We start from the raw sequence: 26,669 nt of genomic DNA, 5'->3' as shown, positions 1-26,669 counted from the left end.
TTATTCATCGAACTCATTATATTCAAACCATTCCATTTATTCCAATCTTTTTAACGCAAAAAGGAAAATACTCACCACACCAAACGAAAAAAAGGCCTGTGCCCTTAGCACAGACCTTTGATTGTATTCATAAGTTGTCTCAATGGATTTTCAATTCATGAATTGATGGCGTTAATCGCATTCGCTAAATCCATCAGTTCATTGATCAAAGCACTTCTGAGTGTCGTCAGACCAGCAATAGCCCCAATCCCAATGATTGTCAGTAGCAGTAAATATTCAACAAAGACAGCACCACGGACTTTTTTCTTCCATCGCCGAGATTGTGTCCGGATTTTATTTAACACAGGGTCGCCCTTTCATGTAGTCCAGATAGAAAATCCTCTCAGGAAATAGTATGCATAACCTGTACCAATCATTCGGATTTTCTGGATTCGGCACGCTTGGAGAATTCGATTTAAAGAAACCCAACAGGTGAAGTGGAAATACCGCTCCCAGCACCACAAAATTGCTCAGCCAGGGTCCTGTGGAATGCGTAAAAAACGTAACAAAATCGATCAGCGACCACCCAAAGTGTTAACAATCAGATACACTTTGCACTACAAGGAATCCAAGAGGATACAAGCTATCGCAAGGGAAGCAGGGGAGAAAGCTGCCTCTGTAAGACTGGTATCAAGAGTCACTTAAGAATTAAGAGCTCGAACCGCTTCTTCTCGAGTCGCAAATGTTTCCCAAAGCTGATCAAGATGGGTCACTTCCAGCACTTCTGTACAATATTCGCTGAGCCCGCAAATACAGAATTTGCCACCTTCCCGATGATTCAGGCGATTCCACATCCGGAAAATCACTTCAATAAAAGCAGAACCAAAGAATGAAGTGTGGGAGAGGTCGAGTAAGACAATGGGGGGGGATGCCGTTTCCGCAACCTGTAATAGAACATCCGTCAACGCATCGAGTCGGGGTTCATCCAGATTTTCGTACTCTGGCCCCAAAGACACGATAGTGACTTGACCCTCTTTGACTATTTCTGGTGGATAATCGGCAGGCATAATGGAACTGTCAACAAGATCGTCGTTTGTAAAAACCCTGCAAGTCATAACTCGAGGGATATCAAAGGAACCTACACATAGTAATCCAAATCAGTAAACTGTCAACCAAGAAATCCGTTTGAGTAGTCAAGATCTATTGGCGCAAGTCCATTAAAACCGAATATTTACCAATATGATTCGCTCTTCGTATCTCACCTAAGTAGTGTTTCTTAATTCGAATGCCTCTTTGCAAATGGAAGGAACCGGGGCTAACGCCCTTCGGCTAAGAAGTCATTCCGGCTGGGAAATCACCAATAACCGGATCAGCCGCACGGCGTTAGCCGCGGTTAATGCCGATCTCAGTTAGGTTTCAACCATGAGAATCACACTCAAAACCAATCAATAATCACTACTTGGCATCTAGTTCGGTTCAGAATTGCGTTTTGAGGGAAATCTTATGGTTCGTTTTTCCACTCTTGCAATTCTGCTTTCAATTTCTTTTTTTGATTATTGCGCAAGACGATCAGGTTCACTTCATCCCCCACTTTGTGGGTCTCTAACGCATCTAATAAGTCATTCGCATTGGTAATTGGCATTTTATCCAACTGCATGATCAGGTCTCCCAGAACTACATCACCTGCCTGGTCCACCCCAATCGGCTTTATGCCGGCTTGATCAGCTGCTCCCCCCGGTATCAAGTCCTGAACCATGACTCCCTTGACATCCTGAGGCAAAAGTCGGTTGCTTTTCAGTTTTCGAATGACAAAGTCATCCACACCAGTAAAGTTCAAGCTGGGAATCTGAATCACACCATACCGAATTAACTGAGGGACAAATCGGCTGATCAGATCAACGGGAACGGCATAACCAATTCCGGCATAGACATGGGAAGAGCTATATATGGCGGTATTCACCCCAATTAAATGCCCTGAGCTGTCGAGTAAAGGACCTCCTGAATTTCCCGGATTGATCGAGGCATCCGTCTGAATCACATTGCGAATGGACCGGCCAGTCACGGAAATGATTTCTCTCCCCAACCCACTGATAATTCCTGTCGTCAGAGATTGATCCAGGCCAAACGGATTCCCGATCGCCAGCACGGTCTGTCCCACCTGAAGATCGGCAGAGTACCCCACTTGAATCGGTTTCAACCGCTCACGTGGCGCATTAATTTTCAGGACAGCCAAGTCCTTGGAAGGCGCAAAACCGACTAATTTTGCTTTCCAGATCGTATTATCAGCTAATGTGACGGTCGCTTCATCCGCTTTTTGGATCACATGAAAATTGGTTACGATATGCCCGTTGCGATCCCAGATAAAACCGCTTCCTGAGCCCTGTGGCGTCTTTTGCAGATTCATACTGAATTGATCTGCTTCCAGCGCAAACTCTGCCGTTCGGATATGCACAACCGATGGCGAAGATTCATGAAATAATTCAATGGTCCTCCGCTCAGATTGTGTCAGATCCGTACGCAGGGGAATTCGGGACGTCGACTGTCTCAATTTGCGACTGATGATCTCAAATGACATGAGACCTATCAGGACAATCAGAATTAGAATAAGCCATCTCTGCGTAATCGAAGATTTTCTCGCGGGAGAGTCAAACCGATGTGACTGTTGTTCTGGGGCCATAAAATGCTGATTTCTCAGAAAACGAAAAAATTGGACACTGATGTCATACAATGTTCATTTTAGGCAGGCCAACACGCTGATCGCAAGACTCTTGAGAAGACTGATGATCGCTGAACTGTCTACTGCAACTTTGCCGCCACCGAATTGAGATCACTGACCGCTTTAATAAATCGCGTTTTCAGTTTGGGTTTCAGCTCTGGAAATGCTGATTGCACTTCGGGCGTTAACATCTTATAGCTGCGTTCTACTGCAGCGCAGATCCGTTTGATCGCCTGCTCTGGAGTGATTTCTGGTTTTGCGACAACCGCTGTCTCTGCTCCAGAACCTTGTGGGGCAGGGGACGCGGCTCCTGACCGAAACGGACTATAGTCACTTCCGGAAGTTCCCATATCACGGGCATGCCCGCCAACTGTAGCAGCAGCATCTGCCTGGTCTCGTCCACCAGATTCAAAACCGTCTCGATCAGACTGTCCATATTCAGATGGATCTTTGACCGAAATCGGTTCATCAGAAATAAAAGCGACTTCAGAATCGACAGGATATTCTTCAAATGGTTCTGAGATCGAAAGGTCTTCACCATTGACGGCACGTCTCCAGGCTTTCAGTTCTGCAACTGTCGCCTCATTTTCTTCTGCCCACTGTAAACATTCAGGGGCATCATCCCAGGTGAGGGCAATATAATAATGCGACCATTTTAGTTTGGCATATTGCTCCCGAACGTCTCCAAAAGTCTCCCAAACTCTTCTGCGCTGATAGATTTGATCGCCGCTTAAACCGACCATCGCACCAAAATCAGCGTCGGTTCTCCCTTTCGCGTATTTTTTGGTCCATTGCGAGGCACACTCACCGATTACCCAACTACTCTCACTTAATGCTTCTCGCGCACAGTCGATTAATTGTTCTTCAGTCATTTTTGATGTGGAATCAGTCTGATCAGTCATAGTTTCGATGTGTCTTTTCTGGAAACGGAAAATGCTCCCCTCAAGACTTCTATCCATCTCTAGAAGGAAGGGAGAGAGATTTTTTTGAACCCTCAGAACCTTAAATGCATCCAGTTAGAAAGCAGAAAAGGAATACCTTCGATGCTACACGGATTGAGTTGAGAATTCCACCAAAGCAGAGTGGTTAGTCACAGAGAAGAGACTTTCGGCCGCTACGTCTTCCCTAAACTTTATCACTGGCCCATGGGTTAAAATGGGAAGGTTGCAAAAATATTTCGGATCATCCGTGGTTTGCTTGACCTAAGTTCGATCGGTTATTAGGATTCGGTCAAATTCAAACGAAGAAGCGTCGAATAATGACTCTATCGCTTCTGTTGATTAAATAGTTTCAACACTATAAACTCCTCTGTTGTAAGAGTTTATTTGTTCTAACAGAATTTCAGGCGCCGTAGCCAAGTGGTCTAAGGCGGCGGATTGCAAATCCGTTATTCCCCGGTTCGAATCCGGGCGGCGCCTCTTTTCGATTTTGCCTCTCTTTTGAGGCTTTTTTTATTGATGGTCAGTCAAACCAGCTTGAGGTGACCTTCAATTCTGATCGTGGCTTAGCCTTAATCATGACAGGCGGCGCTGGAAGATCCCATTTCTACTCCCTGCTGGGGTTTGAGCAAAACCTGCAAAAAAAAACCTGGCAACATCATTGCTGCCAGTCTTCGATCTCAATCAAAGGTCTTTTTTCTCTTTTTATCTCGTCTGAGCTACTTTGAATTCTTTCAACATTTCTGAATTCTTCAGACAGCGGACCAGAGAGATATCGCTGGCCATGCGCCCTCTGCGATCCCTGATCCTTTCCGCAATATTCAGCATTTGATCCAGGCCTGCTTGAATCTCCCGGTTGATCGTGCCGGAATCTCTCGATTCTAATTCAGTATACTCTGTTCCAGAAGCATTCCACATAATCCACGCTGAGGTAAGATCATGTAAACTTGCCGTTCCTGCCGGGTAGTAAACATTGATCCTCTCCTTCCAGGCGTCCTGAGAATACTGCATGCTTTCTTGAAAATATTTCCGACTCTCATTCTTGTGATCTTTTTTCTGGTAGTATTTTCCCCGTGTATATGCCAGATGCGATTTGGAAAGACTTAACAAGTCATTTCTTCCCATTCCGGCGTCTCGATTTGCCATCCACTGTAATTCAGTCTGAATTTCTTCCAGCTCACGCACATAGACGGACAATCCAGCGGTATCATTTTTGTCTCTACCATATAAATACTGACTCTCTTGATTAGCAAGATAAACGGCTCTTGATGCTCTACGAAATTCAGACAGGTCTGCTTCACCGATCTGCAATTCCGCCTTCCGTATGTTAAAGTATTCACGCGACAGGTTTGAGATCTGGGATAACGCTGCTTGCTGACGATCAATATTCTTGGTTGCATCGGCAATTTCATATTGATTTTGTGCCAGAAGAAGCCTGGCATGCACGAGATCTCCATACCACCCTTGAGCGGCTGGTTGGTCGAAAGCCTGCAATTGTTCAACAGCCTGTTGAAACAGTTGTTGTTTCTGATTCAAAAACGATATGTTTGCCTGTTTTGTTTGACGAATTTCAGCAGCTTTCAGTTTGGTATCGAATCCAATATTGAGTGCGAGATGATACTCTGACAGTGAAAGCAGTCCTCGAGAAAACGCATCGGTACTCTGCCCGACCAGTTGGTCTGCATTCGATTCCGATTGCTCTAACTGTTTTCTCAGATTTGATGAAATTCCTTGTCGTTTGCTGGCAGATCGCTTCGTAGCAACGATTTGAACTTTGGGGCTCTGCTGACTCTTTTGTTGTGGTACAACATTGAGGGGAATAAATTGCTTTTTCTTTCCCCCCTCGAAATGAGTCGATTGTGGGAGGCTTACTAAAGACGTCGCTGAACCTTCTTCCACATCCAGAAAACTCTGTAGATCCAGTGGAGGTGCTTCTATGACCGGTGGTTCCTGCGATGCCAATCTTTGAGAGGGAGCAGGATATTTCAGCCAGAGAACGAAGCAGATCATTAAAATAGTAATGGAACAGCTAATAAAGAAATGAGTTCGATCGTTCATTGAGATACTGAATCGCCAGAAAGGATAGAGCCCCGATCAATCAGATTTTTTTAGGGGCATGGTCAGAGCGATCCGTGCTGTTTGCTACTAATTTCTCCTTTTTGAGTCTATCGGCATAATCTTTTATACAAAAACTCAATTTCAGCAGATGGCATTGTAATGCAATTGATATGTATTTCTGTCAGTGACATGCAAACTGTTACGATATGACTAACTAGACCGACTCCCGCCCCACCCGAACCATGCAATCCCCCAAAGCACATCAAGCACCACACCCCAAGAAATTGACATATCTCTTTTATATATAGACACTTGCGATATATCCTGTTTCAATATGGGATACGAATTAGTAGATCCTCAATTGGGATTTCGTTTAAAAAAATATTCCCATCACACCTTTTTTTGATTTTCGTGCTGGCATTAGATCAATCAAGAACACTACTATCGATTCTAATTGATACGACTAACCTATATACCTTAAGTTACACAATTGATTATAGTGATAACATTTGTTATCGTGTCCCCAGCCTCACAACCACTACATTCTTCCTATTTTATTTATATTTTGGTTAGTGGAATTTTGTCGCTCCCCATCATAGTTGGCTGAGCAATTGCCAATGGGCAGGCTGATCAAAGTCATCTATTGATTTAGTGAGATAAAAAAGGACTCGTGATGCCCCCTATTGGAATTATTTATACAACCGACGCTCAGTTGGAGTCGGTCCTCAAAACCAATCTGGAAAAGAATATCAACCAGTGCATTCAAACGGCCTCTCATCCTGCTGAACTGGAACAATGTCTTCAAGAGAGCTCATCACCGGCCGTTTTATATTTGGATTTGAGAACGTCTGATGTCCCTTGTGAACATGATTACCGAAGTGATGTCCTAACCTATTTGAGAGAAATCTGCCCCGTTCCCCTCAAACTCGTCTCAGTTATTGATCAATTTCTTCCCCTGGATTTAGTCGAGACTGCTACATTTTTAACTGATGCCTTCCTGGAATACCCACCGAAACCGGAAGAATTGAGTAGCCTTGCTAAAGAGTTAGAGGGGATTCAAGCTGTCAAGAAACCTGCGTCGTTACCAGAATCTCGTCAAATTTACGCCTATAACCGGCATGTAACAACATATACCCCGGCAATGCTCCCCATCATTGATCAAATTTCCAAGATTGCGAAACACAATGTCACATTGCTACTTGTTGGTGAGACGGGAACTGGTAAAACCACACTGGCCTCAATGATTCATGAACTCTCCCCACGAAGCTCTGAACCGTTTCAGAATATTGCCTGTGGTGCGCTTCCGTCTGATTTAATTGAAAGCGAACTTTTCGGACATTTACGCGGCTCGTTTACAGGAGCAGAGCGGAGTAAAATTGGTCGTTTCGAAGCAGCAGGCAAAGGGACATTACTGTTAGATGAAATTGATATCCTCTCTGCGAAAGACCAGGCAAAACTTCTCAAAGTAATTGAAACCGGACAATTCGAACCCATTGGCTCAACGGAATCTCGTATTTCAGAAGCACGACTGATCGTCGCTGCCAATGTCGAACTCGATGAATTGACGCGAAAAAACAAGTTTCGCTCTGACTTATATTATCGTTTAAATGTTCTGCAGTTTCGCTTACCGGCTTTGAGAGAACGGCCAAACGACATTATTCCACTTTCCCTGCAGTTCATCAAAGAGTGCTGCCAGCAACATTCAGTTGCGATCAACAAAGTACATTTAAAAGTGCTTCGGATGCTCAAACAATATCAATGGCCGGGCAACTTGCGCGAGTTGAAAAATCAGATTCAACGAGCCGTCTTATTTTCGAGCAATGGCGAGTTGACCACCGATGAATTTTCACCTGATATTCTTCAGCAAACGATGTCGCTTCCTGAACAATGCCTGCATTCATCACAGGAAAGCAAAACATTAGCCGATCAGGTCGCGATGAATGAAATGCACCTGCTGCAAAAATCATTGTCAGAGAATGGGTACCGCAAAACGGCGACGGCAAAGGCACTGGGAATCAGCCGGGTAGGACTTTACAAAAAAATGAGAAAGTACGGCATGCTTGAGCAAAAGAAACCTGTCCCCCAAGATAAACTTCACGCAGAGAGTTAGATCTCGCAACGAGCTTTCTTTTCTTACTCTGAAGCAGGATGTTTCTCAGCAAAGAGATTGCCGGCTTGTACCTTTTCGTCAGCCCTATTAATTCCCATTCGTGATATTGCGAACGGATTCCGAAGTAGTGCTGATTGTCTCCCCATATGTTTCAGGTTCAAGAATTCCACCTTGGCGATGTTCCCGAATCAGGAAGTTCCGCAGTTCAAGAACGGCGGGCCCGAAGAATAAAATATAAATCGGTGGTGCCATGCAAAAAATCACGGGGAAGAGCAGTTTGATACTGGTCTTACTTGAATGCTCCTCTGCACGTTGACGGTATTTTCGACGAACACCATCTGCAAAGTCAATCAAAGCCGTTGAAACATTCGTCCCCAATCTTTCTGTCTGAGAGATCATCAACGAAAGGGCATTCACATCAGGAGCATCAATTCGTTTGGCAAATTGTTTCAGTGCATCGGACATTGAATTAGCATCAGCATGACGACGTATAATATCAAATTCGACTGCAATATCTGGATGAGAATAACGAACTTCTTCTGTCACACGCTGCAGTGCTGTCCGCAACGGAACCCCACCTGTCAAACACATCATCACCAGATCGAGTGCATCGGGCAATCCTCTTTGAATTCGATGAACGCGGCGGTTCGCTTGATTACGTAATACCATTCGGGGAAGGCCATACCCGGCACCAGCAACCAATAAACCAACAAAGAGAATAATCTCTGGTATATTGGTTCCAGGATCAGCTAAAACACAACCGACTCCCGTCCCAATGAGTACCAAGACGATCAGTAAATTCCGGGTGGCCAGATATTCAACCAAAGCCGTTGACCGATAATAACCGGCCCGCTTGAGATCCAGTTCAATTTTTTTAATTTCATCATCTGACTGTGGAACGACACCCGCCATTGCCCGGCTAAACATACCCACTTTTGAGGTTGCATAGTTCTTCGAACTCTGATCGCTCAGATCTAATCTTTTCTTTTGGTTAGATCGATGCCCTGCGGCAATGGCATCTCCGATCAAGAAGAAAACAAAGCAGACCAGTAAAAAAGTAGCAATGGAAACAAAATCAACAAACATAGAATTCTCTTTTATCTGAAATCTGAATACGCAGCTCTAGAAGCAGGTCTTCATTCATCGAATGTTTAATATTCCGTTCTCAATAAAGTAGATACCCAGATGATTCCGATCACTTCCAGGACGATGGCAATGAGTAACAGCATATTACCAATGGGGTCAGTATATAAATTGGAAACGTGATCGGGAAAAACCACTAAAAGTACTACAAAAGCAACAGGGGCAACTACAGTCATCAATAATGCTGATGCACGACCAGCACCAGTAGACGCCTTCATTTGACGGCGATAGTTGATTCGGTCACGAATCACATCCGCCATCCGTTCTAGATTCGCAGGCAGATTTCCACCTGTCTTACGATACAACATTAATGTTGATGTCAGAATTTTGAGATCCACCAGCTGAATTCGATTTGAAAGCGATTTCATCACAGCAGGCACAGACATATTCATGTCTAATTGTCGGGCACAGCGTCTGAACTCAGAACTTAAAGGCCCCTTGGTTTCTTCACCCACAATGGCAATCGCCTGTTCCAGACTGGCACCAGCATGTGTCGATCGTGCCAGTAAATCAATCATCTCAGGAAGTTCTTCCTGAATCATCTGCATTCTTCGTTTTCGACGAAAATGGAAAACGATCAAAACAGCAACCATGCCACCAACCATGCCGGCAATACCTGCCAAAGGTTGATCCGAATAGACAAAAATACTCCCGCCAATGGCAAGACCACACACAATCAACAATAGAAATGCAGAAAACGGCGTGAAATCAGAGCCATTTTCGAGAACAAGTCGATCAAAACTTTGATCAATTCTTCCCAAAATACTGGCAGACGGCTCCTGGTCAAATACATTTCGAATTCTTCTCAGGCGAGGACGTTTTGAAAACTGCCCCGACTTTAATTTACCAGCGCCAGATAAATCGCGAAAAAAAAGATAGACCGCCAGGACCGATACCGTCACTGCAGCAAAACAAATCAATGCAACCAAGGAACTGTCCACTACAGGTTTACTCCACTAGTATCTAAAAACGTTTCAGAGCCTGGGATTGCTAACGACCAAGCCAAAATTGTTATTTCTCAAAAATTTGATCACTCAAGTGAATTCCGGAAGCTTCCATTCGCTTCAGACAGTTGGGACGATAGCCAGTCGCATAAAACGTGCCTTGTGCATTTCCCTGATCATCAATTCCGGTTTGTTCAAACCCAAAGATATCCTCTACTTTGTAATCCCCCTGGCTATTGAGAGAGACGATTTCGGATACTTTAGTGATACAGCGTTGCCCCCCCTTGAGACGGGAAACATGTAAGATAATCCCAATACCATTCGCGATATATTGTCTGATCACAGGCAAGGGAAGCTCGAAACCACTCATGGCGACCATCATTTCCAATCGAGCCAGGGCATCTCGTGTATCATTGGCGTGAATTGTGGTGAGAGATCCCTCATGGCCGGTATTCATGGCTTGAAGCATATCCAACGCCTCAGCGCCTCTAACTTCGCCGATAATAATTCGGTCGGGCCGCATACGCAGACTGTTTTTTACAAGCTGCCTCTGTGAGATCTCACCCACACCTTCGGTATTGTCAATTTTTGTCTCAAGACGGACGACATGTTTATGCTGCAGCAATAACTCAGCGGAATCTTCAATCGTAATCAGACGTTCTTCACGGGGAATAAAGTTGGAGAGGGCATTCAATAAAGTAGTTTTACCACTACCTGTCCCTCCGGAAATCAGCATACTGATCCGGGAATCAACAACTGCTGCCAGAAAATCGACAATTTCAGGAGTCACCGACTCCTTATCAATGAGGTCATCGATCTGCAGTGGAGTCGCTCCAAATCTTCGAATTGACAATGATGGTCCATTCAAAGCCAAAGGAGGAATGATTGCGTTGATTCGCGACCCATCAGGCAGTCGGGCATCAACCATCGGGTTGACTTCATCAATTCGACGGCCCACTCGCGAAACAATCCGCTGGATAATTCTCATTAAGTGCTGATTATCTGCAAAAATGACGTCTGATTCCTGCAGTTGGCCATTTCGTTCGATATGAATTTCATAGGCATGGTTCACCAGGATATCGCTGATTGTGGGGTCAGACATCAGGTTATCCAATGGTCCCAACCCAAATACTTCACTCAGTAATTCGTCCAGTAAACGCTCTCGATCAATACCTTCCAGTACCGAAACGTGTTCATCACAAATTTCCGTAGCCACGGAACGAACTTCGGCTGAAAGCTCTTTTTCCGAAATCTGAGCCAACATTGACAAATCGAGTGAATCGACCAGTTCCTGATGGATCAACACTTTTTGCTTCTGAAAATGAAGCTCAGCTTCCCTGTCTTCAGGAAGATAACTTTCAGGTTCCACAAAAAGTTTTTTTGTACCGAGTGATTCCATGTGTAAACCCAAAATCTTCAAAATTTAGATGCGAAGGTTGCCATGACGTTCTTTGAGCGAAGGCGTACCTTCATCGACCCAAAGAAATTTAAATAGATCAAAGCTACAAAATACTAATGACTCTGTTCCAACTTACCACGATCTGAGAGAACATAAATCAGGCTAGAGCTTATAACCCGCTGAGGGGCGTAGAAATCTCAGATGTTCTACCGTCATTTTGCTTCATCGTAGTCGTTGCTTTATTGGAAGGGACTACGTCTGATGCAACGGGAGTCTCAATCGCGTCGATCCAGTTCTGGCTTTTATAAGCACGGTTGCCTTTAAAATGCACCGTGTTTAAACTGCCTCCCCGGTAAATATCCATACTGGAAACGCGTTGATTGGGAATAAAACCAAGGATATTGGAAAGAGTCAGTCGGTCGCTGGAACGACCAGCAGAAACAACTTCTGTATTCTCGTTGGGGTTTCTCAGTGCCAGGCTGAGCACACCATGATCTTCAACCACTTTGAGCACTTTGCCTTGTTCGGGCGAAACTTCGAGTGTGACAGAATAATCTTCTACTACCTTGCCCCCACTTGAATTACTGAGATATTTATGTCCGGGAACGGCGATTTCCCCCACTGCGAGAACCTTCACTTTTTCAAGCAACGTAATTGTCGTTTCCGGAATTCCATTGGTTGCATCGGAACGGAACAGCACATCAACGATAGCGCCGGGACGCGAGAAACCTGCCACGTTTCCAATTTTGTGAATGGCGACTGTCACAGCTCGATTGCCTGGCTCCAGAATATCTGACAATCCTGGTCCCATCCCATTTGCAAACAAGTCAACAGTATGAAATGGTTGTCCGGCTTTGATTGCTGTCTTGAGCACACGACCTGTAATATACTGCGTGCTCATAATTCGCTGTTTTCCTTGAGAATCAAATTTCTCGTCTACCATTTCAGGCGTGGCGCGATAAATTGAAATATCATCAAGTGACAGTGTCTGCCCTGGTATCAGATCTCTTGATGCAATGGGAATCAGCACCTTTTTCGGCGTGACCGGATCTTCTGCTAAAATCGGTGGGCCAGGCTGCTTGTCCATAAATTGTCGCACAGTATAAGCTGCGCCCAACCCAAGTAGAATTGCGAAAATCGCTGCCGTCATTGTTCCTGGACTAATTTTTGCCACGCTAACTTCCCTGAAATCTTCGGATACTGAAAAAATACACTTCACACAGATGCCTGGTTTTCCAGACACAAGTGACTTACATTGAATTGTTTTAACCGTGATTCAACTAATGAAACGGTCATTACCGACTAAAAATATCTATTCACCAGAAGGTGAAATCGTAAGATCCAGACAGGCAGGTGCTTCCCCGACAGGATCAGTTAAACTGTTGGTATCAACATACTCACTGGTCACACCATTCACAGTCATGCTGTATGACTGATCGATACTTTCTAAAGCAACAGCCATATCACCAAATTTCTGAACGATATGATCTCTCAAAGTCGCGATGCCTGGTATGATTCCAAGAACAAGAATTGTCATCATCAAGACAGTCGCAAAGGGAGAGATACTCCCGCTCTCTTCATTCCAAAATTGACGAGCAATTCTCATTCCTACTACATCCTGACCAGTATCAATCATCAACCGTAAACTCTGAATCTCCCGAACATTCGGAAAATATGCATCTTGTGTGCCAAAGAGGATCCATCTGAACAAAAACCAGTTAAAAAACAGCCTGTTCCCGAGTGGGCGTCCTCGGGAACAGATTGCAAAGATTCAGATCTTACAGTTCGTTTGACGGATCAATCTGAACACTGATACAAGGAGGCTCTTCAGTGCTTATATCTGCATTTGAATCACAGAAGTCCAGAGCGTCTGCAAAGATGGAACCAGCTACACTAGAAGTGTGCCCGGTAACACCAGAAAAGCTGTAACTTTGGTTAATGTTTGAGATAGCTAAAGCAAGGTCACCCAGTTCTTGAACAACCTGATCACGAACCGTTGCCAATCCAACTACAACACCCAGTACGAGAATTGTGCCGATCAGAACGAGTTCAGATGAGACAACGAATCCTGCCTCATCATTCCAAAATTTAGTAAGCATGTTCATCCTAACTCCTTATTAATTATGTGAGCTGCGGTATACAGCTCTGTTGAACATTTTGATAAATAGTTTAAACACTTAATCTTCTTTGAAACTTAGAGTTCCGCCTCAGGATCAACGATAGCGATACAGTGCTCATCCGCACCTGCGGCAGGTGCTGCATCACAAAAATCTTCGTTGTCTAGAAAAATAGACCCTGCAGTGCTGGATGAGTGCCCTGTAATCCCAGTAAAAGTATAAGTCTGGTTGGTGTTTGAGATTGCAGCGGCAACGTCAGCAAGTTCCGCGATTACCTGATCACGCAGTGTGGTTAACCCGACAATCATACCGAGAACCAACACGGTTGCGATCAGCACTAATTCTGTTGAAACGACGAAACCATTTTCATCATTCCAAAGCTGCTGAAACATCTTCATTCGTACTCCTCACATTAATCAGATGGTTAATGTTTACTGGATGCACCACACGAATGTGTGGTTATAAACACCCCAGCAAATTAACTCGTCTGCATACGCCCAGCGCAGACGTTTCGTTTTAACAGCAGACCATGTGCCATTTTGCCCCACAGTACATATTTTTCGCAATTTCACTCCACAATGTATATTACGACTGTCTCTGCTAACGTTATTTTGTGTCATAGTCCTTAAATTCAGTAACAATCAGACAACAGGAGCAGTTACAGCAAAATTCCGCTATATCCTGGGCGAAAGAAAAATGAAAAGGGAGAGCGCTTCCGGAAGTTAACACTTTGCAACCAGGCGTAACCAATCGTGCACAGCTCACGAGAAATCGCATTCGGAACAAACTCGATCCAACAGGAGAGCTCTCGAAACGCAATTTCGAAATAGGGTCCTGGCAGTAAATCACTGAAGCGATCTTGAGCAGCTTCAATCTTTCTCAGAGGACAATTCAACCTGATAAGGAAATTTTCCTCTCCATAAAGCGAGTGCACGTCCTGCATGCGTCAAGAACGTATAACTGCTTTTGATCTCGGAATCAGGCATGTCCTTGATGGTCGTCACAAGCCAACTTCCAGCTTTTCGGAGTGTCTCTTCGGGAGGCAGTACCTCGCGTGGCGCCAGGGACCACCATTCCATCGCATGTCCCGTGGCCAGGACGCGTCGAGCACGAGGCGTGAAGATGATCCCAGTGGATGGTTTCAGCTTTGTTCCATCCCAGTTTTTATCCCAGAATCCCTCTTCCGATTGATTTTTCACCAGTAATTCTGTGATGTTTTTGAGGTAACCAATGATTTTCTCCCGTCCCGCTTTGGTCAAGATAGGGGTCTGTTCATCCACGCGCAACAGCATGACCAAAGCATGCAATCGGTGATTCCCGTAGCAAACTCCTTTGGTTGGCTGTTGACGCATAATCCGGTCCGCGATGGTATCAAAATTAACTCGTTGACCTTCAGTCGTCAGCCAGTCCTGGGACTGATCGATATAGAGGGCAAACACCAGTGCCGACCATTCATACTCTAACTGATTCAGACTGAACGATCTCAAAGTCTCTTGAATCATCTCAGCGAGCGTCGTTTCTCCCTGAGAAGTGACGACTGGATAATCCACAGGAGTTCCGACTTCCGCTAACGTTGCCAGAGTATGATCTTCATGGCTTGAAGTCGCATACCCTTTCTTAACGCGCGGTCGAAGTCCATATTGTTCCTGCACGAGTAGGGGCTTGGTTTCTGCCCCCCAGACTTGATGAAATCGACGATGGTCTAGCAGAATATCGCGCATTTCGATTCCCGAAATACATTTAGGATCATCAAACGTCGCTTCAAGTCCCCAAAAACGCAATGCGTGATCCACATGATTAATTCGCGGCTCTTTCCCGCGAAATTGGGGCCGTAATCGATTCAGTACGTCTGATAGATCCTGATCTGAAACAACCTCCGGTTGATCATACTGGGGAACCACTTTTAATGGATTCAAGCGTAGCTGAGGAAGCTTCTTTTGTGCTTCCCACTCTTGATAGCGGACCGCACCCCAACCAATCGCAACACCAACCAGCAGGAGATGAAAACTGAGAAAGCCAGCCACACGCAATTTTTGACGTAATGGAGTTTTTACCTGTGTCACTTCTGTACCTCATTTTCTGATGCAGAAGTCTTCACTTCCGATTTCGCTTTTGCCCGTTCTGCCGCTGAAATCAACCCTGGTTCGCGCGACACGACCAGACTCAAATCATCCTCATAAACAACTTGAAAACCCTCTAATTTACGCACTCCCTCAGCCAGTTTGACTTGTTTCTCTTTATCTACGATAAACGTCGAAACGTCATACTTTTCTGCGACAGATTGCCAACCCCGATTCGCCCTGGCTATCCCCAGATAGTCTTTCCAGACATGCTGAGGTGAGAGATGAACTGCATTGGTCGTCATAAAAACAGTCATGTCAGCGGGGCCGTCCCAGACCAGCCAGTCACCCCACCATTGGGGGTTCCAAACCTGCTTCTGAGGGGGATGCGCTTTTAAGTATTCCGTCAATTTTCGAGGAGTTCCCTCACTATAGACCTTATCCAGACTACGAGGTGTTCCGCCAAACAGGGGGGTGGCAATATTCGAAAAGGCAAAACCGAACCACAGGATTAATGCACATAACGCTGTCATCACAGGAGATTTCCTGGCCCAGAACGGTATTTTTTGAGGCGCGCCTTCAGCCAAACTGTGACTTTTCTGTTTTGTTCTTGAAGTGACATTCGCCAGATGCGGGACCATGGCATACACAAACACGACAGAAAACCAGCCAATCATACGCACGCCGATAATCGTCGCCAGCGAAAGTAATCCCACACGCAGGACATCGGCAGCCCGGATCGTTTCGCGACTATGTCGATACAAAGCCAGCATCAAAACCCAGGCAAAACAGAACAAAATCCCTTCCGCATCGCGGAATTCGAGTGGTTCCCACTCCAACACGTCTTTTAAATTCGGATTCCGCGGAAAGGTCAGCGAGTTAAGAAACAAATCAATATGATAGGGATTGAGCAGCGCGCCACAAACCGACAATTCTGTGACCACCAGCCAGCGTCTGACCCATTTATCCGTACAAACTTCAACCAGACTGCGTGTTCTCCAGCCGACTTCCAGAACTCGTCCCAGAAACTGCAGACCAATAATCGCCAGCCCGACGACAAAAGAACCATGCAGATTGGCCCAGGCCAGAAAGATCAGAGGAATGCCTAAATAAAGGGAAAACAGCAGCATTTTGGGCGTTTTTTGCCCCTGTTTTTCTAATTGGTCAGGCTCATCGGCCGACCTTAAGCCAGTCTTCACGGAGTCATATTTTTCTGACCAGGCCATGATCACCAGTAACAAAGCTACGCAGAACGTTCCAAAAATTTCCGGTCTGATAATCGCGATCCTGCTGGATGCAATCAAAACCAGCAAAACAGAAGCGAAAGTGCTTATTCCCACGCGCCCTGTTTTGAGATAGAAGGCACACCAGAACAAAACATGTGTCGCAAACACAGTCAAAGCAAAGAGATTCGATAGCCCCCGCACTCCGAATGCCGTATTGACTTTGGCAAAGAGAACCTGCGACAGCCAGGCTGCATCGATACAACGAACTCCCTCCGCCAGAGAAAGAAAAGGGTCATACTCAGGCAACTTTTGATTCGCGATGATCCAGTCGCCATAGGAAACATGTCCCCAGATATCGGAATAAAAGATATGAACATTGCCGAAATAGAAAAATAAGAACGCAAACCAAAAGCACGTGATTAATTGCGGCCAGCCCATCGAAAAAGTTTCTCGATAAGATCGCTTTTTCGCGACAGGAGTCAAAGACTCTAAAGTGCCTGGGTGAGAATCGACCGACATAACGCCTTCCACAAATAAAACGAACGTAAGTTCTTATTTTACGCCTGAAATTCAGGTTCTTTTGGATTCATCTCAAAAGATACTGTCAGATTCCCGCAAACAATGTTCCAAAGGTGTTCACTAGGATTCAATGCGAACACAGCAGCAGGCAGGCCGGATAAGGGATCTGATCAAAGTGTAAAGCACCGCGTTAGAAACCAGAAACAAAGAGGCTCAAAGTAGATCGTGCAAAACGAACTTAAAGATGAATCCCACGACCGGCCAGTTGCTCAATCAGTGTTTCCGTATCGGTAAAGACTTCACCCTGAATTCCCAGCTTTTTCGCTTCTTTGACGTAATCGGGGATATCGTCTGTGTAAAAGGCTTCTGCAGGAGCACACTCAATTTTTTGCAGGGCACACTCGAAAATGGCAGGCTCCGGTTTGATCGCCCCCGCTGCATAGGACGTCACAAAATCATCAAACCGCTGTAATACATCATATCGGTTCCAGATAAATTCAAAGTGTGACACGCAGGTATTCGACAACAGGACCAGACGATACCCACTCGCCTTGATGGAATCCAATACAGGCAGGATCGATGTATTCAGCTCAAAAATATCAGAGCCCGCAAGTGCTAAGGCTTCGAAATCAACTGATTGGCCGACTGCCTGTTCAAACCACTGATGAAATTCAGCAGGGGTCAGTTGACCTCGTTCATACTCCCATTGCTTACCGGATCCGATCAACAGCGTCCTGATTTCAGACTCAGATCGGCCACACAGACGCCCCATTTGTTCACACATCTTATCATGCGAAAAAAACGCCAGAACATTCCCCATGTCAAATAGAAATGTACGAATCAAAACAGGGCTCCCGAAATATTACTCGTTTCTCATACTGACCAGTTCAAGTTGTATGCGACCATCACCAGTCATACAAGTAACTTAACACTCCCCAATTTGAGCAAAATCCCTCAATCGTGAATAATTGGCCGACTCGGGAACTAGAGAATACACCTCTTATTGACGCTCAGAGTATATTTTCTTAAATTGCCTGTAGATAAGAACTTGATAAAAGCTAGCTGTCAGCTTGGTTCTTGTCACACTACTCAGTCAGGTTTGTCCGATGCTTCTGTGCCATCAAGCAAGCCTGATATGATCACTTCGTGGAGAGAAAAGATGGATTTTGAAGGTCAATCCTCCTACCCGTCAGGAGAACCAGGCAAAGAGTGGCCATGCCTGCGCCAATTCTGTGTGTTTATGGAAAACCGGGTTGGTTATCTCCATCAACTGTTAAAACTACTTGAAAAATTCGATCTCAGAATCATCGCTTTGAGTACGGTCGACTCGGTCGACGTCGCGATGAGCCGCATAGTCCTCGACAATTACGAGAGGGCACGGGAAATTTTTGAATTTTCAGGATATACATTCTTTGAAAAAGACCTGATCGGCGTCGAGCTACCGGATGACACGCAACCCTATATGCGAATCTGTCTCTCTTTACTCCAGGCAGAGGTGAATATCGATTATACCTACCCATTACTTTACCGCAGACATGGTCGAGGTGCGATAGCTCTGTGCGTCGATGATATTGATCTGGGTATCAAAACCCTGACCGAGCAAGGGCATCGCATCATCACAGAGAAAGATCTCAAAGACGACGACGAGTATATTTGACCAGATCACCTGCTCAAGCTTGTGAGATCTTCTGAGCTTTGCCGGATTTTGCCGCATCGTAAAATGCATAGATGGTGCGAATGATTCTCAAACTCTCCCGGCTCGTCAGCAACGGATCGCCATTTCCAGCAGCCGCCTGTACGGCTTTTCGAACAGCGGGTGTATATCCTCGTGGCTCAACCGGTTTTTCAAATCGAAATTTCTTTCCATTATGGTTCAGCGTCCATTCCAGATGACGCTCCTCAAACGGCACCATTTCCAGCCAGCCTTTGCTGCCCCAGATTTTGATCAGGGACTGATATCCCCGATTCATAAAATAACCAGCTGTGAGCGTTCCTAAAAAACCGGCTTCATAGCGAAAGGACAGGGCGGCTGCATCTTCCACGGAAATCGGCTGTCCCCCGACTAACGCCGTAAATCCGGAAACATCAGTGATCGAAGAGTCCGTCAGATACATCGACAGATCCAGCCAGTGGATTCCTAACCACGACAGAAATCCCCCTCCAGCTCGGTCCTTCTGCGCATACCAGCTTTGGTGATAAGCGGGATTCGTCAACCGAGTCTGGTCGGCTAACAGGGTCATTTCCACTCCGTAGATCTTTCCCAGGGTTCCGGCATCGATCAATGACTTTGCAAACTGGATTTCCGGGTTCGTCCGATTCGCAAGCGCCAGCGATAAATCCAAATGCTTGCTCTCGGCCTTTTGAACCAAAGGCTCAAATTGCGCAACACTCAAACAAGCGGGCTTTTCTGATAACACATGGCAGCCTTGTTCCAAAGCCAGATTGATCGCTTGAGGTGCCTGTCGGGCTTCCATCGTGACCAAAGCCAGTTCTGGATGCTCGATCTGAAGCAAATTTTCAGGCTTATCATAGACTTCGCTCAGCTTGGAACCGAGTTCCCGCCGGGCCAGTTCAACCTGTTTGTGACTGGGATCAGACAGAAATACTTCCTTGACGGCATCAATCTCCTTCAGCGCTGAAAAGTAGGCGCTTAAGTGCGCTCCCGTCTCATTCGTCAGCACAGCAACAGAAATTTGTTTCTTCATCATGAATCTCCTCCTGTCATTTCGATCTTTGCCGGATCGGACTTGCATCGATACATTGCATTTCAAGTTCTTTGTATATTTTATATACTATATCCAATCGATTTCACTCCCACCAGAATCTTCTTTAGTTCTGGAGCAGGGGAGCACTCTCTTCATATCAGGATCAGTTCGTTGTTAACAAGCCATCTTGTCGCGCCAGGAAAAATTGAACTCATTGAAGTCCCCGAACCCGAACTTGCACCGGCTTCCACACTGGAGCCAGGCAGTGGACAAATCATCTTCCAGCCGGAAACGACCTGCCTGTGTGGTTCGGATCTGCCGTATTTCAATGGCACAGATGAATGGGAAATTGAAATCGGTCACTCCTTGCACGAAATGATCGGCACTGTCACTGCAACGAATGGACAGCGTTGGAAAGCAGGGGACCGAGTCCTCGCCGTTCCCGTCATGCAGCAGGGCCTCAGCGAACGTTTTGTGCTGGACGAATCCCGCACGATTCCCATCGCCACCAACATCCCGGAAGAACATGCTTTGATGGCACAACCTCTGGGAACGGCGCTGTTTGCTCTCAAGAAACTGCCCAATCTGCTGGATAAAACAGTGGCCGTGGTGGGGCAGGGCCCCATGGGACAATTAATGAATGCCGCGCTCAGCAATATGGGCGCGCGTCAGATTGTCGGTATCGACCTGCTGGAATCCCGTCTAGAGGTCAGTCCCCGCATGGGAGCCACCGCGACGATCTGTAATCAGAACACCGATCCCGTCGCCGCACTACGGGAAATCCTGATCGGGGAATTGCCCGACATCGTCATCGAAGCCGTCGGCCACGCCGATCAACAGCTCAATCTCTGTATCGATCTCTGCCGCGAAGCAGGCAACATTCTCGTGTTCGGCGTTCCCCCTGAAACCATCGATCAGATCCGCTGGCGCGACTTGCTCTTTAAAAACATCACTGTGAATACAAGTATCAATCCCGACTTCAAACGTGATTTCCCACTCGCCATGCAATGGCTCTCCGAAGGACGCATCGATGTGACTCCCATCATTACACATCGCTTTCCCCTGGCAGAAATTCAGCAGGCATTCGAACTATTTCGCGATCGCAAAGACGGCGTGATTAAAGTCATTGTTGAATTTCCCTCTCTGGGTCGTTAAAGATAGAGAGTACCCCGGAACAACAAACGGGGCTCAGACACTCCCCGATTTTCGCATCCCGATCAAAACAGAGGTTATTGATGAACTTCTTAGAGAACACCATTCGCACTCTGGTCCGCTGCATCGCCTGCCTGTGTTTCAGCCTCATGTTGCTCAATCAGACTCAGGCGGCAGAGCCCCCCAATATTATCTACGTCATGGCGGACGATCTGGGTTATGGTGATCTCGGCTGCTTTGGACAGACGGTCATCAAGACTCCCAACATCGATCAGTTGGCCAAACTGGGAATGCGATTCACAAATCACTATGCCGGCCACACGGTCTGTCGTCCTTCGCGGCTGGTTCTGTTAACAGGCCAGCATACCGGACACACTCCGATCAGCCAGAATGAACAATATTATTTCCCTGAAGGCGCTACCACTGTCACCTCACTCTTAAAGGAAGCCGGCTACGCGACCGGGGGAGTCGGCAAATGGGCATTGGGGCCCCCCGAATCAACGGGTGTTCCCAGCAAGCAGGGATTTGATTTCTGGTTTGGTTATCTGGACCAGGGAAATGCCCACAACTTTTATCCGGAATTTCTGTGGAGCAACGAACAGGAAATTTCGCTGCCGGGCAATAAAGTCGGGCCGCAGAAACGAGTCTCAATCGAACGCGAGACTTATTCGCACGATCTGCTCACTCAGGAAGCGTTCAACTTCATCAAGCACAACGCTAAGAAGCCTTTCATTCTCCAGGCGCATTACACGATCCCGCATGCCAATAATGAAGGGGGGCGGGCGACCGGCGACGGAATGGAAGTGCCTGAATACGGAGAATACGCAGACCGTGAATGGCCGGCTCCCGAAAAAGGCTTTGCCGCCATGATCACCCGCCTCGACCGCGACCTGGGACAAATGGTCAAACTGTTAAAAGAATTGAACCTGGAACACAAGACGATCATCTTTTTCACATCAGACAATGGCCCGCACCAGGAAGGCATGCATCAGGTCGATTTTTTCAATTCTAACGGCCCACTCCGCGGCTATAAGCGGGATCTCTATGAAGGCGGCATTCGCGTTCCCCTGATCGTGAAGTGGCCCGGCAAAGTTCAAGCCGGAACGACAACAGATCACATCAGTGCCTTCTGGGATTTTCTGCCAACTGCCTGTGAACTGGCGGGTATCAAGCCGCCACAAAGCATCGACGGAGTTTCTTATCTGCCCACGCTACTGGGGCAACCGCAGACGCCCCACGACACGCTATTCTGGAAGTACCGCGGGAAAGTCGCCCTGCGATCTGGGAAATGGAAAGCAGTCCAGACTGGCCTCAAAAAACCATTTGAGCTGTATAATCTCGATACCGATATTGGAGAACAAAACAATATCGCCGAGCAACATCCCGAAATTGTAGCGCAGATGAAACAGAAAATCGTCGAGAGTCAATCAGCCAACTAAACTGGTTTTCGAAGATCAAATGATTTCGCGGATCGGCTCGGTATGTTCGACGCCCACCAGCTTTTGATCCAGCCCGCCATAAAAGTAAGACAAACGGTTCGGATCCAGTCCCATCTGATTCAGAATAGTGGCGTGCAATCGCTTTACATGGAACGGCTTTTCCACCGCCGCCGAGCCCAACTCGTCGGTCGCACCCACAGAAGTTCCGCCCTTAACACCACCGCCGGCGGTCCACATCGTAAACCCGTACGAGTTATGGTCGCGGCCCGTTCCCTTGGCGTATTCCGCCGTCGGCTGACGTCCGAACTCACCACCCCAGACGACCATCGTTTCATCAAACAAGCCGCGTGCTTTAAGATCCTTAATCAACGCGGCAATCGGCTGATCGGTATTCCCGGCATGATAACTATGATTTTTAAACAGATCCCCGTGGGCATCCCAGTTGGCATCATTATGGTTTCCGCCGGAATACAATTGAATAAACCGCACGCCACGCTCAACCAGTCGGCGGGCTAACAGACAACGTCTGCCAAAATCAGCCGTACGAGGGTTGTTCAGCCCGTATAACTCCTGCGTCTGTTTCGTTTCTGACGCCAGGTCGGCTGCTTCGGGAGCATGCTTCTGCATTTTAAACGCCAGTTCGTAACTGGCGATCCGCGCCGCCAACTCCGAGTTGCCGGCCCGCGAAACCTGGTGCTTCTCGTTAGCGTCTTTCAATGCGTCCAGTAACTCGCGCTGTACCGCTTTGCTCATCCCTTCTGGTCGACGCAAATCAATCAGAGGCGCGCCCTCCGAACGCATGGTTGTCCCCTGATACGTCGCCGGCATAAAACCACTCGACCAGTTCTTGGCTCCACTGATAGGCCCACCCGTCGGATCGAGCATCACCACATAACCGGGCAGATTTTCATTCTCGGTTCCCAGACCATAATTCAGCCACGAACCCAGACTGGGAAACCCACTTAAAATGCGTCCCGAATTCATCATCAGCATCGCCGATCCATGAATGGGAGAATCAGCGGTCATTGATTTCAAAAACGCAATATCATCCGCACACGTCGCCAGATGCGGAAACAAATCCGAAACCCATTGACCCGATTGACCATACTGCTTGAACTTCCATTTCGGGCCGACAACGCGACCTTCGTTCTTTTCCCCACCGCGTCCTTTGGTTTTGACGGGAATCGTTTTGCCGTCCAAATCATATAGTTTTGGTTTATAATCAAAGGTATCAACGTGACTCGGCCCACCATACATAAACAGAAAAATGACACTCTTGGCTTTCGGCTTGAAATGGGGATCTTTGGGCGCCAACGGATTCTGGAACTGGCTCACACCGTCTGCGGCAACGGCCTGGGAATTGAGAAAACCGTCCTGCGACATCATGCCCGTTAATGCCACCGAAGCGAACCCGCCACCGGCTTCCCACAGAAACTCACGTCGTGTACGACGGCAGAACTGCGCATGTCCGGCAGAACTAGCTTCTTGATGATTGGATGTTTGCTCCATAGCCATAGCTCGTCCTCTTAAGTTACAAGGCGAAATCGCCAAGACGCATTTCATTAAAAGTCGCTAATCCACATAAACAAATTCGTTGCGGTTCAAAATCGTTAAGCAGAAATAATTCAATGCCTGTTTTTCATCGAGCGAATGTTGTTTGATCAATTTATCAATCAATTGCACTCCGTCGGCGACTTCATCAGCCTGTGCTTCGCGTCCATAAGCCAACCGAATGGCACGCGTTACAAACTCAGCATGTGATGTCCCCGTCTGTTCAATCACACGATCAGCAAACAATTCAGCCTGCCGATTCACAAACGCTCCATTCACCATTCCTAATGCCTGTGCAGGCTGAGTGGTTACAAATCGGACCGCACACGTACTGTCCGTATCGGCAAAGTCAAAATTAGAGAGCAGGGGAGTAATCAATGAACGCTTCACAAAAATATAAATACTGCGCCGCGCGCGCTCTTCTTCCGAAGAATTCAACCAGCCATGTCCTGGTTTGGATTGCCCCTGCAGGACTTCTTTTGAAATTTCCGGATAAAACCCAGGGCCATACATTTTCAGATTCAAGCGACCATTCACCGCCAGGATGGAATCACGTACTTCTTCTGCACTTAATCGCCGCATATTAAATCGCCAGAACAGATCGTTTGCCGGGTCAATCGCCGCTGCCTGATCGGAATGCTGTGCAGACATCTGATAAGCGTTCGACATCATAATCAGTTTATGGAGCGTCTTAAATTTCTGGCCACTCTTGACAAACTCCAGAGCCAGCCAGTCCAGTAATTCCGGATGGGTAGGAGGCACACCTAACTGGCCGAAGTTATTCGGAGATTGAACAATGCCACGACCAAAATGATGCTGCCAGACCCGGTTCACAATCACGCGCGAAGTCAGCATGTTATCGTCGCTGGCGATCCATTCCGCCAGCGCACGTCGCCTGCCTGAAGTCGCTTGATCTTTATGCGGCTCTGGAATTTGCAGTTCCGTCTTACCAAAAATTTCCGGGAAGCCGGGCTCTACTTTTTCTCCGCGAGAATTGGGATTCCCACGCAACAGGACAAACGTCTCACGCGGCTCTTTCAAACTTCGTCTGACACTCAACGCCATTTTTCGAGGCGGTAGTTTTTTCCTCTTTGCTTCCAGTTCCTTCATCTCACGTTTTAAACCCTGATAGGTTTGAAACTGTTCCGGCTCCAGATGCTGTTTCAGTTTCTCTTTGAGCAACTTGCCACGTTCGCGTGTTTCGGATCGCCTCTGATCCACACCCGACATTTTTTTGATACCAGTCTCTTCAATCTGATGCATCTTCTGCTTCAATTCATTTTGTTGTGCATCATATTGCGCATATTGAGCGGAAATCTCAGGGCCGGTGATATCGGTCTGATTATAAGAGAGCTGATCACCACGCGTTCCATACGAATTCAATCCATGAAAAAACGCCAGAAAACGGTAATAATCCTCATGGGGAACTGGATCGATCTTATGCTCATGACAGCGGGCACAATTTAAGGTAAGCCCTAAAAAGACCTGACTCGTCGTGGAGACAATATCATCCAACTCGTTATAGAAACCCAGTAACGGATCGGCGGGTTCATCATCCCAGAGTCCCAGACGATAATAGCCGGTGGCAATAATCGTCTCATGGGTCACCTGATCGAGTTCGTCTCCCGCCAGCTGTTCTTTGATGAACTGGCTGTACGGCTTATCTTCATTGAAAGCACGGATCACATAATCTCGAAAACGCCAGGCGTTGGGTTTCTCGCCGTCCCGTTCGAAACTGTTGGTATCGGCATAACGAACCAGGTCCAGCCAGTGACGTGCCCAGCGCTCTCCATAACGGGGAGACGCCAACAGACGATCGACCAGTTTTTCGTACGCATTCGGATCCGGATCGTTGACAAACTGGTCGACTTCTTCCGGCGTCGGAGGTAAGCCGGTTAGATTAAAATAAGCGCGACGAATCAACGTCACGCGGTCTGCCGGCGGAGCAGGTAACAACCCTTTTTCTTCCAACTTCGCCAGGATAAACGCATCGATCGGGTTTTTGACCCACTTGCTGTTTTTGGTCTGAGGTGGCGTGAATTTCTGAGGCGGCTGAAATGCCCAGTGCTTTTTCCATTCTGCGCCCTGTTGAATCCAGTTCTTCAGCAGACCAATCTGTTCCCCCGAAAGACGGTCTCCTTCTGGAGGCATCTGCAGATCTTCGTCTTTCGTCGTGATCCGCGCGATCAGCTCACTCTTTTCCGGATGCCGGGGAACAATCGCAGTCGCCTCCGATTCCAACTGCTGAAAGGCCTGCTCGCTCTGATCCAGGCGCAAACCACCTTCCTGTACATCAGGACCATGACACGAATAACAATGTTTGGCTAATAGAGGCTGAATCTGCTGTGTGAAATCAACAACCGGCTTTAAATTCTTCTCGACAGGCACCTTGTTGTTGGTTTCGGCAAATCCAAAAGCAGAGATCCCCCAAACAATCGCAAGCCCCAAGACACAACAGAGCCGATTCTGGAATTTCCCTTGGATTCTGCAGGAATTGATCCGTGCCATTATGAGGCAGCCCCTTAAAATGTACATTTATCAACTTATTATTTAAACGGCGTATACTTAATCAAAAATATAATCGACCGAGCCACTTTTGTCTATTCTCAATTT

The 26,669-nt window shown here is 46.8% G+C and carries 22 protein-coding genes and 1 tRNA gene; 5 read left to right on the top strand and 18 right to left on the bottom strand.

Annotation, left to right across the window (positions count from 1 at the left end):
• Positions 1-155 precede the first annotated feature (155 nt).
• From Pan241w_RS11175 to Pan241w_RS11160, 4 genes are all read right to left on the bottom strand, one after another.
• A complete protein-coding gene (locus Pan241w_RS11175) occupies positions 156-344 on the bottom strand; it encodes a Flp family type IVb pilin (RefSeq protein ID WP_145215190.1) in 189 nt (62 codons plus the stop codon).
• A gap of 336 nt (positions 345-680) precedes the next feature.
• Complete coding sequence (locus tag Pan241w_RS11170; RefSeq protein WP_198000469.1) at positions 681-1,046, bottom strand: STAS domain-containing protein; 366 nt, start codon at positions 1,044-1,046, stop codon at positions 681-683.
• Positions 1,047-1,480: 434 nt separating this feature from the next.
• A complete protein-coding gene (locus tag Pan241w_RS11165) occupies positions 1,481-2,554 on the bottom strand; it encodes a S1C family serine protease (protein WP_232107419.1) in 1,074 nt (357 codons plus the stop codon).
• 221 nt (positions 2,555-2,775) lie between these two features.
• Positions 2,776-3,597, bottom strand: coding sequence for a hypothetical protein (locus tag Pan241w_RS11160; RefSeq protein ID WP_145215181.1), 822 nt, complete (start codon positions 3,595-3,597; stop codon positions 2,776-2,778).
• A 442-nt stretch (positions 3,598-4,039) separates the two neighbouring features.
• On the opposite strand from Pan241w_RS11160, the gene Pan241w_RS11155 reads away from it, so the two are divergent.
• Positions 4,040-4,113, top strand: a tRNA-Cys gene (locus Pan241w_RS11155).
• A gap of 225 nt (positions 4,114-4,338) precedes the next feature.
• Here Pan241w_RS11155 and Pan241w_RS11150 read toward each other — a convergent pair.
• Complete coding sequence (locus Pan241w_RS11150; RefSeq protein WP_145215178.1) at positions 4,339-5,691, bottom strand: hypothetical protein; 1,353 nt, start codon at positions 5,689-5,691, stop codon at positions 4,339-4,341.
• Between the two features lie 673 nt (positions 5,692-6,364).
• On the opposite strand from Pan241w_RS11150, the gene Pan241w_RS11145 reads away from it, so the two are divergent.
• Entirely contained in the window at positions 6,365-7,801 is a 1,437-nt protein-coding gene (locus Pan241w_RS11145; RefSeq protein ID WP_145215176.1) for a sigma 54-interacting transcriptional regulator, read from the top strand.
• Between the two features lie 87 nt (positions 7,802-7,888).
• Here the strand turns inward: Pan241w_RS11145 and Pan241w_RS11140 are convergent, their stop codons facing one another.
• The 10 genes from Pan241w_RS11140 to Pan241w_RS11095 all read right to left on the bottom strand — a co-directional run bounded on the left by Pan241w_RS11140 (position 7,889) and on the right by Pan241w_RS11095 (position 18,053).
• The gene (locus Pan241w_RS11140) at positions 7,889-8,887 is read right to left on the bottom strand and encodes a type II secretion system F family protein (RefSeq protein ID WP_145215173.1); all 999 of its coding nucleotides are present in this window, start codon (positions 8,885-8,887) and stop codon (positions 7,889-7,891) included.
• Positions 8,888-8,952: 65 nt separating this feature from the next.
• Complete coding sequence (locus tag Pan241w_RS11135; RefSeq protein ID WP_145215170.1) at positions 8,953-9,885, bottom strand: type II secretion system F family protein; 933 nt, start codon at positions 9,883-9,885, stop codon at positions 8,953-8,955.
• Positions 9,886-9,955: 70 nt separating this feature from the next.
• Positions 9,956-11,194, bottom strand: a complete 1,239-nt coding sequence (locus Pan241w_RS11130; protein ID WP_232107418.1) for a CpaF family protein — start codon at positions 11,192-11,194, stop codon at positions 9,956-9,958.
• A gap of 262 nt (positions 11,195-11,456) precedes the next feature.
• Positions 11,457-12,461: a Flp pilus assembly protein CpaB gene (gene cpaB, locus Pan241w_RS11125; RefSeq protein WP_145215164.1), complete on the bottom strand. Its 1,005-nt coding sequence runs from the start codon at positions 12,459-12,461 to the stop codon at positions 11,457-11,459.
• A 138-nt stretch (positions 12,462-12,599) separates the two neighbouring features.
• Positions 12,600-12,923, bottom strand: a complete 324-nt coding sequence (locus Pan241w_RS11120; protein WP_145215161.1) for a hypothetical protein — start codon at positions 12,921-12,923, stop codon at positions 12,600-12,602.
• Between the two features lie 142 nt (positions 12,924-13,065).
• Complete coding sequence (locus Pan241w_RS11115) at positions 13,066-13,392, bottom strand: Flp family type IVb pilin (protein WP_315940510.1); 327 nt, start codon at positions 13,390-13,392, stop codon at positions 13,066-13,068.
• An 89-nt stretch (positions 13,393-13,481) separates the two neighbouring features.
• Complete coding sequence (locus Pan241w_RS11110) at positions 13,482-13,802, bottom strand: hypothetical protein (RefSeq protein WP_145215158.1); 321 nt, start codon at positions 13,800-13,802, stop codon at positions 13,482-13,484.
• 471 nt (positions 13,803-14,273) lie between these two features.
• Positions 14,274-15,467, bottom strand: coding sequence for a hypothetical protein (locus tag Pan241w_RS11105; RefSeq protein ID WP_145215155.1), 1,194 nt, complete (start codon positions 15,465-15,467; stop codon positions 14,274-14,276).
• Entirely contained in the window at positions 15,464-17,209 is a 1,746-nt protein-coding gene (locus Pan241w_RS11100) for a hypothetical protein (protein ID WP_145215152.1), read from the bottom strand. Before Pan241w_RS11100 ends, Pan241w_RS11105 begins: the two co-directional genes overlap by 4 nt.
• A 238-nt stretch (positions 17,210-17,447) precedes the next feature.
• Entirely contained in the window at positions 17,448-18,053 is a 606-nt protein-coding gene (locus Pan241w_RS11095) for an HAD family hydrolase (RefSeq protein ID WP_232107417.1), read from the bottom strand.
• A gap of 315 nt (positions 18,054-18,368) precedes the next feature.
• Between Pan241w_RS11095 and Pan241w_RS11090 the strand changes: the two genes are divergently transcribed.
• Positions 18,369-18,866: an acetolactate synthase gene (locus Pan241w_RS11090; RefSeq protein WP_145215149.1), complete on the top strand. Its 498-nt coding sequence runs from the start codon at positions 18,369-18,371 to the stop codon at positions 18,864-18,866.
• A 13-nt stretch (positions 18,867-18,879) separates the two neighbouring features.
• On the opposite strand, the gene Pan241w_RS11085 is transcribed toward Pan241w_RS11090, so the two are convergent.
• Positions 18,880-19,917, bottom strand: coding sequence for a Gfo/Idh/MocA family protein (locus Pan241w_RS11085; protein WP_232107416.1), 1,038 nt, complete (start codon positions 19,915-19,917; stop codon positions 18,880-18,882).
• Between the two features lie 168 nt (positions 19,918-20,085).
• Between Pan241w_RS11085 and Pan241w_RS11080 the strand changes: the two genes are divergently transcribed.
• Both Pan241w_RS11080 and Pan241w_RS11075 read left to right on the top strand, forming a co-directional pair.
• Entirely contained in the window at positions 20,086-21,069 is a 984-nt protein-coding gene (locus tag Pan241w_RS11080) for a zinc-dependent alcohol dehydrogenase (protein ID WP_232107415.1), read from the top strand.
• Positions 21,070-21,149: 80 nt separating this feature from the next.
• Positions 21,150-22,505: an arylsulfatase gene (locus Pan241w_RS11075; protein ID WP_145215146.1), complete on the top strand. Its 1,356-nt coding sequence runs from the start codon at positions 21,150-21,152 to the stop codon at positions 22,503-22,505.
• 15 nt (positions 22,506-22,520) lie between these two features.
• Here the strand turns inward: Pan241w_RS11075 and Pan241w_RS11070 are convergent, their stop codons facing one another.
• Complete coding sequence (locus tag Pan241w_RS11070; protein ID WP_390621003.1) at positions 22,521-24,020, bottom strand: DUF1501 domain-containing protein; 1,500 nt, start codon at positions 24,018-24,020, stop codon at positions 22,521-22,523.
• A 57-nt stretch (positions 24,021-24,077) separates the two neighbouring features.
• Positions 24,078-26,564, bottom strand: a complete 2,487-nt coding sequence (locus Pan241w_RS11065; protein ID WP_145215143.1) for a PSD1 and planctomycete cytochrome C domain-containing protein — start codon at positions 26,562-26,564, stop codon at positions 24,078-24,080.
• Positions 26,565-26,669 lie beyond the last annotated feature (105 nt).

Source organism: Gimesia alba, from assembly GCF_007744675.1.
GTDB lineage: Bacteria > Planctomycetota > Planctomycetia > Planctomycetales > Planctomycetaceae > Gimesia > Gimesia alba.
Note: the sequence above shows the minus strand (reverse complement) of the source record. Positions and strands in the feature narration are given on the sequence as shown.

Excerpts from the sequence above, each read along its gene's own strand:
- Pan241w_RS11170 (WP_198000469.1), bottom strand. The coding sequence starts at position 1,046 with ATGCCTGCCGATTATCCACCAGAAATAGTCAAAGAGGGTCAAGTCACT.
- Pan241w_RS11165 (WP_232107419.1), bottom strand. The coding sequence starts at position 2,554 with ATGTCATTTGAGATCATCAGTCGCAAATTGAGACAGTCGACGTCCCGA.
- Pan241w_RS11160 (WP_145215181.1), bottom strand. The coding sequence starts at position 3,597 with ATGACTGATCAGACTGATTCCACATCAAAAATGACTGAAGAACAATTA.
- Pan241w_RS11150 (WP_145215178.1), bottom strand. The coding sequence starts at position 5,691 with ATGAACGATCGAACTCATTTCTTTATTAGCTGTTCCATTACTATTTTA.
- Pan241w_RS11145 (WP_145215176.1), top strand. The coding sequence starts at position 6,365 with ATGCCCCCTATTGGAATTATTTATACAACCGACGCTCAGTTGGAGTCG.
- Pan241w_RS11140 (WP_145215173.1), bottom strand. The coding sequence starts at position 8,887 with ATGTTTGTTGATTTTGTTTCCATTGCTACTTTTTTACTGGTCTGCTTT.
- Pan241w_RS11120 (WP_145215161.1), bottom strand. The coding sequence starts at position 12,923 with ATGATTGATACTGGTCAGGATGTAGTAGGAATGAGAATTGCTCGTCAA.
- Pan241w_RS11115 (WP_315940510.1), bottom strand. The coding sequence starts at position 13,392 with ATGAACATGCTTACTAAATTTTGGAATGATGAGGCAGGATTCGTTGTC.
- Pan241w_RS11110 (WP_145215158.1), bottom strand. The coding sequence starts at position 13,802 with ATGAAGATGTTTCAGCAGCTTTGGAATGATGAAAATGGTTTCGTCGTT.
- Pan241w_RS11100 (WP_145215152.1), bottom strand. The coding sequence starts at position 17,209 with ATGTCGGTCGATTCTCACCCAGGCACTTTAGAGTCTTTGACTCCTGTC.
- Pan241w_RS11090 (WP_145215149.1), top strand. The coding sequence starts at position 18,369 with ATGGATTTTGAAGGTCAATCCTCCTACCCGTCAGGAGAACCAGGCAAA.
- Pan241w_RS11085 (WP_232107416.1), bottom strand. The coding sequence starts at position 19,917 with ATGATGAAGAAACAAATTTCTGTTGCTGTGCTGACGAATGAGACGGGA.
- Pan241w_RS11075 (WP_145215146.1), top strand. The coding sequence starts at position 21,150 with ATGAACTTCTTAGAGAACACCATTCGCACTCTGGTCCGCTGCATCGCC.
- Pan241w_RS11070 (WP_390621003.1), bottom strand. The coding sequence starts at position 24,020 with ATGGCTATGGAGCAAACATCCAATCATCAAGAAGCTAGTTCTGCCGGA.
- Pan241w_RS11065 (WP_145215143.1), bottom strand. The coding sequence starts at position 26,564 with ATGGCACGGATCAATTCCTGCAGAATCCAAGGGAAATTCCAGAATCGG.